4 protein-coding genes and 1 pseudogene are annotated in these 5,368 nt (G+C 49.4%); 1 reads left to right on the top strand and 4 read right to left on the bottom strand.

The features are described 5' to 3' along the window. Positions 1-100: 100 nt before the first annotated feature. Both SK39_RS24820 and stbA read right to left on the bottom strand, forming a co-directional pair. A complete protein-coding gene (locus tag SK39_RS24820) occupies positions 101-292 on the bottom strand; it encodes a hypothetical protein (protein WP_000861580.1) in 192 nt (63 codons plus the stop codon). An 8-nt stretch (positions 293-300) separates the two neighbouring features. Continuing rightward, complete coding sequence (gene stbA, locus SK39_RS24815) at positions 301-687, bottom strand: plasmid stabilization protein StbA (protein ID WP_001039463.1); 387 nt, start codon at positions 685-687, stop codon at positions 301-303. Between the two features lie 690 nt (positions 688-1,377). Here stbA and SK39_RS24810 point away from each other — a divergent pair. Further along, positions 1,378-2,403, top strand: a complete 1,026-nt coding sequence (locus SK39_RS24810; RefSeq protein ID WP_001101446.1) for an IS110 family RNA-guided transposase — start codon at positions 1,378-1,380, stop codon at positions 2,401-2,403. A gap of 318 nt (positions 2,404-2,721) precedes the next feature. Here SK39_RS24810 and SK39_RS26735 read toward each other — a convergent pair. Both SK39_RS26735 and SK39_RS24795 read right to left on the bottom strand, forming a co-directional pair. Beyond that, a pseudogene (locus SK39_RS26735) lies at positions 2,722-3,680 on the bottom strand (IS5 family transposase). A 294-nt stretch (positions 3,681-3,974) separates the two neighbouring features. Beyond that, a complete protein-coding gene (locus SK39_RS24795; protein WP_001101446.1) occupies positions 3,975-5,000 on the bottom strand; it encodes an IS110 family RNA-guided transposase in 1,026 nt (341 codons plus the stop codon). Between the last annotated feature and the right edge of the window lie 368 nt (positions 5,001-5,368).

Raw genomic sequence — 5,368 nt, 5'->3', positions numbered from 1 at the left:
ACGCCTTCAGTAGCTGAGCAGGAGGGACAACTGATGGAGATGGAAGCCACGGGAGCACCTCAAAAACACCATCATACACTAAATCAGTAAGTTGGAGTCATTACCCCTCAATCAAACGTGAGAAGTCGTCACCTTTAAAACTGGTCACATTTTCAATACCCAGATCGGAAGCAGACTGGTTGATAGTCTCTACCGCATAGAACTTTGCACCAGTCAGGCGCGGGGCTAACAGGTAAGATGAAATTAAGGTTTTACGAACACTGCCACTGTAATTAATTACCGCTACTTTCATAAATCACCTCAGAATTTTTTGTTGAACTTCTTAGGGTCGAAATTCTCACCGATTTTATTGAAGAATTCTTTATCAATAATGCCGGGACTCTCTGCTTTTTCACTTTCCTGCGCTTCAGGCTCAGACGGTTGTGTATTGTGCAATACACTTTCCGCTGCACCCTTCGCGCTACTCTTATCATGTGTATTGTGCAATACATTTTTTCGGTTTTGCCGCGTTCTATACAGTGCCATCTCAAGCCCTTTGGCTGTTACCGAAAAGCTGTATTCGCTGTCGAGGATTTCAGCAATTTCATGCCGCGTTAGCCCTCTGTCCAGCCAGTTCTCGATTTCATTTAGGCGCAATCTGACAGCAGCCGATAAGTTGCGGGGTTTCAGATCTGCTGGTTTATTCATAACCCCCTCCGTTGTATGAAAATGACTCTACAACACTCGTAAGAAGGGGTCAATCGAGTTTTGTAGTTTATATGTAGTTTTCTTGTAGTCTATTTGTAGTCTGTCACGTTTTTTGTAGTTTCTTTGTAGTTTTATTGTAGTTTATTTGTAGTCTTCCAACACTAAGGCAAAACGTTTTTTGTAGTTTATCTGTAGTTTTTGGTTGCTCAGATGGTCATGCAAGCATGACCATCAAAGAATAGGACGCTTTTTAGCCAAATGACCCTTAACCTACGGAGATCGCCCTACCAAAAAAAGATGATTTTTTATCCCTTAACCTGCTATACACCTAACGCAGCGTGATAAATCACGCTATCACACTGATTTAAAAGCAAAAAAACAAAATTTAGCCATGCTGCGGTATTACCCAGGTATTACAAATCCAATCTAACTTACTGATTTAAAGAATTTTTTATTTATTACTTTGGTAATACTATGATTTCACCGTATTAGACACCCTTTTTTCGTTTAAAAAATGCACAAAGTGAGGACTGAATGCCAACAATAACCGCAAAAGTATCAGATGAACTTTTGGCCTATATAGACCTGGTTTCAGGTGGTAATCGGCTTTGTTAATGGAATGGTCGCCTCCCATCTCTTGTGCCACAGTGGGACGATAAATCGTCACTCATTGAACGGAGCGCTGCTATCATGAACGTTAAAACTATTGGAATCGATTTGGCAAAAAACGTTTTCCAGATCCATGGGGTTGACGAGCACGGAAAACGGTTGTTCAACAAACAACTCAGACGGGCACAAATGGCCTCCTTTTTTGCCAACATCCCACCCTGTTTGATCGGCATGGAGGCCTGTGCATCTGCTCATTTCTGGGCCAATAAACTGATATCGATGGGCCATAATGTCAAACTGATGGCCCCTCAGTTCGTCAAACCCTATGTTAAAACCAATAAGCATGATGCTGCAGACGCTGAAGCTATTTGTGAAGCCGTCACTCGACCTAACATGCGGTTCGTGCCGGTCAAAACCGCTGAGCAGCAAGCCGTATTGGCACTTCACCGGAGTCGTCAGAGCTTCATCAAACAGCGAACCGCACAAGCCAATCAAATCAGGGGGTTATTGGCCGAATTTGGCATTGTCGTCCCCCGAGGTATCCAGCAGCTACAGCGACGATTACCTGAGCTCGTGGAAGATGCGGATAACCCGTTACCCGTCCTGTTTCGTACACAGCTGAGTCTACTACAGCACCACATGGCGTACCTGTTCGATGTCATCGCTACACTCGACAAGCAGATTGAGCAGTGCTATCGGCAAAATGCTCTCTGCCAGCGTATCGGCAAGATCCCTGGTATTGGCCCTGTTACCGCCAGCGCGCTGATTGCGACCATTGGTAAAGCCAACAATTTCGAGAATGGCCGACAACTGGCTGCCTGGCTCGGATTGGTTCCACGTCAGCACTCCAGTGGGGGTAAACAAGTCCTGCTCGGGATAAGCAAGCGAGGTGATACCTATTTGAGGACCTTGCTTATCCATGGTGCCAGGGCGGTATTGCAGTCGGCCAAACATAAACAGGATGCCGTATCGAGCTGGGCTAACCAGCTAATGGCGCGCCGGAATAACAACATTGCCTCGGTAGCATTGGCTAACAAGAATGCGCGGACTGTGTGGGCGCTCCTGGCCAAAGAGCGGGAGTATTGTGCACCAATAATAAGCGCTTAAGTTGCTTAATCAGTAAGACAGAAACAACACCACCGATTGCCCAGGCAAGCATGAAGTGATGGCAAGACAGGTCAGACCGCGATGGGGAAAACCCGGTTTATTCAAGGCTCCTGAAAGAGCGCTTTGTTGATAGAGGCCTCCATCAGCGTATTCCATCAGGGACAGAGGTATTTTACATCACCTCGGCAAAGTCCGGATCTATGGCTGCAATCGATGACCAGTAAAGCCACCACAACATATTTAGCTTGGCAAACAGGAGGCGACCATCTATGAATAAATCAGATTTCGGGTAAGTCTCCCCCGTAGCGGGTTGTGTTTTCAGGCAATACGCACGCTTTCAGGCATACCTGCTTTCGTCATTTTGTTCAGCGCTCGTACCAGGGCCATAGCCTCCGCAACCTGACCATCGTAGTCACGTAGCGTCAGTGAACCCCCGAACAGCTGTTTTACCCGGTACATCGCCGTTTCCGCTATCGAGCGACGGTTGTAATCTGTTGTCCATTTCCACCGCGCATTACTCCCGGTCATTCGCTGATTAGCCACTGCACGGTTACGGTCTGCATATTCACCGGGCCAGTAACCCGCACCTTTTCGGGGAGGGATAAGCGCGCTGATTTTCTTACGCCGCAGTTCATCGTGACAGAGCCGGGTGTCGTAAGCGCCGTCTGCCGATGCTGCCCTGATTTTTCTGTGAGTCTGCCGGATAAGACCCGGGAAGGCTTCTGAGTCCGTCACATTGTTCAGCGACAGGTCTGCACAGATGATTTCATGTGTGTTGCTGTCAACGGCCAGATGCAGCTTACGCCAGATACGGCGGCGTTCTTTGCCGTGTTTTTTGACTTTCCATTCGCCTTCACCAAAGACCTTCAGCCCGGTGGAATCAATCACCAGATGCGCGATTTCACCCCGGGTGAACTGACATTAACCGACTTTGCGCGCTTGCTGACACTGGTGTAATCCGGGCAGCGCAACGGAACATTCATCAGTGTAAAAATGGAATCAATAAAACCCTGTGCAGCCCGCAGGGTCAACCTGAACACGCGTTTAATGACCAGAACGGTGGTGATGGCGAGATCAGAATAGCGCTGAGGTCTTCCCCGTGATGAAGGCGTTGCCGACTCATACCAGGCCTGAATAGCTTCATCATCCAGCCAGAAAGTTATGGAGCCACGGTTGATGAGGGCTTTATTGTAGGTGGGCCAGTTGGTGATTTTGAACTTTTGCTTTGCCACGGAACGGTCTGCGTTGTCGGGAAGATGCGTGATCTGATCCTTCAATTCAGCAAAAGTTCGATTTATTCATAGATGGTCGCCTCCTGTTTGCCAAGCTAAATATGTTGTGGTGGCTTTACTGGTCATCGATTGCAGCCATAGATCCGGACTTTGCCGAGGTGATGTAAAATACCTCTGTCCCTGATGGAATACGCTGATGGAGGCCTCTATCAACAAAGCGCTCTTTCAGGAGCCTTGAATAAACCGGGTTTTCCCCATCGCGGTCTGACCTGTCTTGCCATCACTTCATGCTTGCCTGGGCAATCGGTGGTGTTGTTTCTGTCTTACTGATTAAGCAACTTAAGCGCTTATTATTGGTGCACAATACTCCCGCTCTTTGGCCAGGAGCGCCCACACAGTCCGCGCATTCTTGTTAGCCAATGCTACCGAGGCAATGTTGTTATTCCGGCGCGCCATTAGCTGGTTAGCCCAGCTCGATACGGCATCCTGTTTATGTTTGGCCGACTGCAATACCGCCCTGGCACCATGGATAAGCAAGGTCCTCAAATAGGTATCACCTCGCTTGCTTATCCCGAGCAGGACTTGTTTACCCCCACTGGAGTGCTGACGTGGAACCAATCCGAGCCAGGCAGCCAGTTGTCGGCCATTCTCGAAATTGTTGGCTTTACCAATGGTCGCAATCAGCGCGCTGGCGGTAACAGGGCCAATACCAGGGATCTTGCCGATACGCTGGCAGAGAGCATTTTGCCGATAGCACTGCTCAATCTGCTTGTCGAGTGTAGCGATGACATCGAACAGGTACGCCATGTGGTGCTGTAGTAGACTCAGCTGTGTACGAAACAGGACGGGTAACGGGTTATCCGCATCTTCCACGAGCTCAGGTAATCGTCGCTGTAGCTGCTGGATACCTCGGGGGACGACAATGCCAAATTCGGCCAATAACCCCCTGATTTGATTGGCTTGTGCGGTTCGCTGTTTGATGAAGCTCTGACGACTCCGGTGAAGTGCCAATACGGCTTGCTGCTCAGCGGTTTTGACCGGCACGAACCGCATGTTAGGTCGAGTGACGGCTTCACAAATAGCTTCAGCGTCTGCAGCATCATGCTTATTGGTTTTAACATAGGGTTTGACGAACTGAGGGGCCATCAGTTTGACATTATGGCCCATCGATATCAGTTTATTGGCCCAGAAATGAGCAGATGCACAGGCCTCCATGCCGATCAAACAGGGTGGGATGTTGGCAAAAAAGGAGGCCATTTGTGCCCGTCTGAGTTGTTTGTTGAACAACCGTTTTCCGTGCTCGTCAACCCCATGGATCTGGAAAACGTTTTTTGCCAAATCGATTCCAATAGTTTTAACGTTCATGATAGCAGCGCTCCGTTCAATGAGTGACGATTTATCGTCCCACTGTGGCACAAGAGATGGGAGGCGACCATTCCATTAACAAAGCCGCTACAGAGCAGATAACCCGCCTTGAGCGGGTTTTCTGCTTTATGAGGCCGCCGCCAAGCGGTTTTTTTACGCCTCGTCAGGGCATTCGGTAAAACACCTATTCTCCTGAATCCCACTGGCCCCGCGCCGCTGCCGTGTGGAAATCCGCCCATCTTGCCGAGCGCCGCTGCCGTGTGTAAATCCGCCCATCTTGCCGGGCGCCGCTGTCGTGTGGGAATCGGCCCACCTTGCCGGGCGCCGCTGTCGTGTGGGAATCCGCCCATCTTGCCGGGCGCCGGTGC

The organism is Citrobacter sp. BIDMC107 (assembly GCF_001037575.1).
Classification (GTDB): Bacteria; Pseudomonadota; Gammaproteobacteria; order Enterobacterales; family Enterobacteriaceae; genus Citrobacter; species Citrobacter freundii.
This window is presented reverse-complemented; position numbering and strand designations above follow the sequence as displayed.

What these genes read in the sequence shown, in the direction of transcription:
- SK39_RS24795 (WP_001101446.1), bottom strand. Translation starts at nt 5,000, where the DNA reads ATGAACGTTAAAACTATTGGAATCGATTTGGCAAAAAACGTTTTCCAG.
- SK39_RS24810 (WP_001101446.1), top strand. Translation starts at nt 1,378, where the DNA reads ATGAACGTTAAAACTATTGGAATCGATTTGGCAAAAAACGTTTTCCAG.
- stbA (WP_001039463.1), bottom strand. Translation starts at nt 687, where the DNA reads ATGAATAAACCAGCAGATCTGAAACCCCGCAACTTATCGGCTGCTGTC.
- SK39_RS24820 (WP_000861580.1), bottom strand. Translation starts at nt 292, where the DNA reads ATGAAAGTAGCGGTAATTAATTACAGTGGCAGTGTTCGTAAAACCTTA.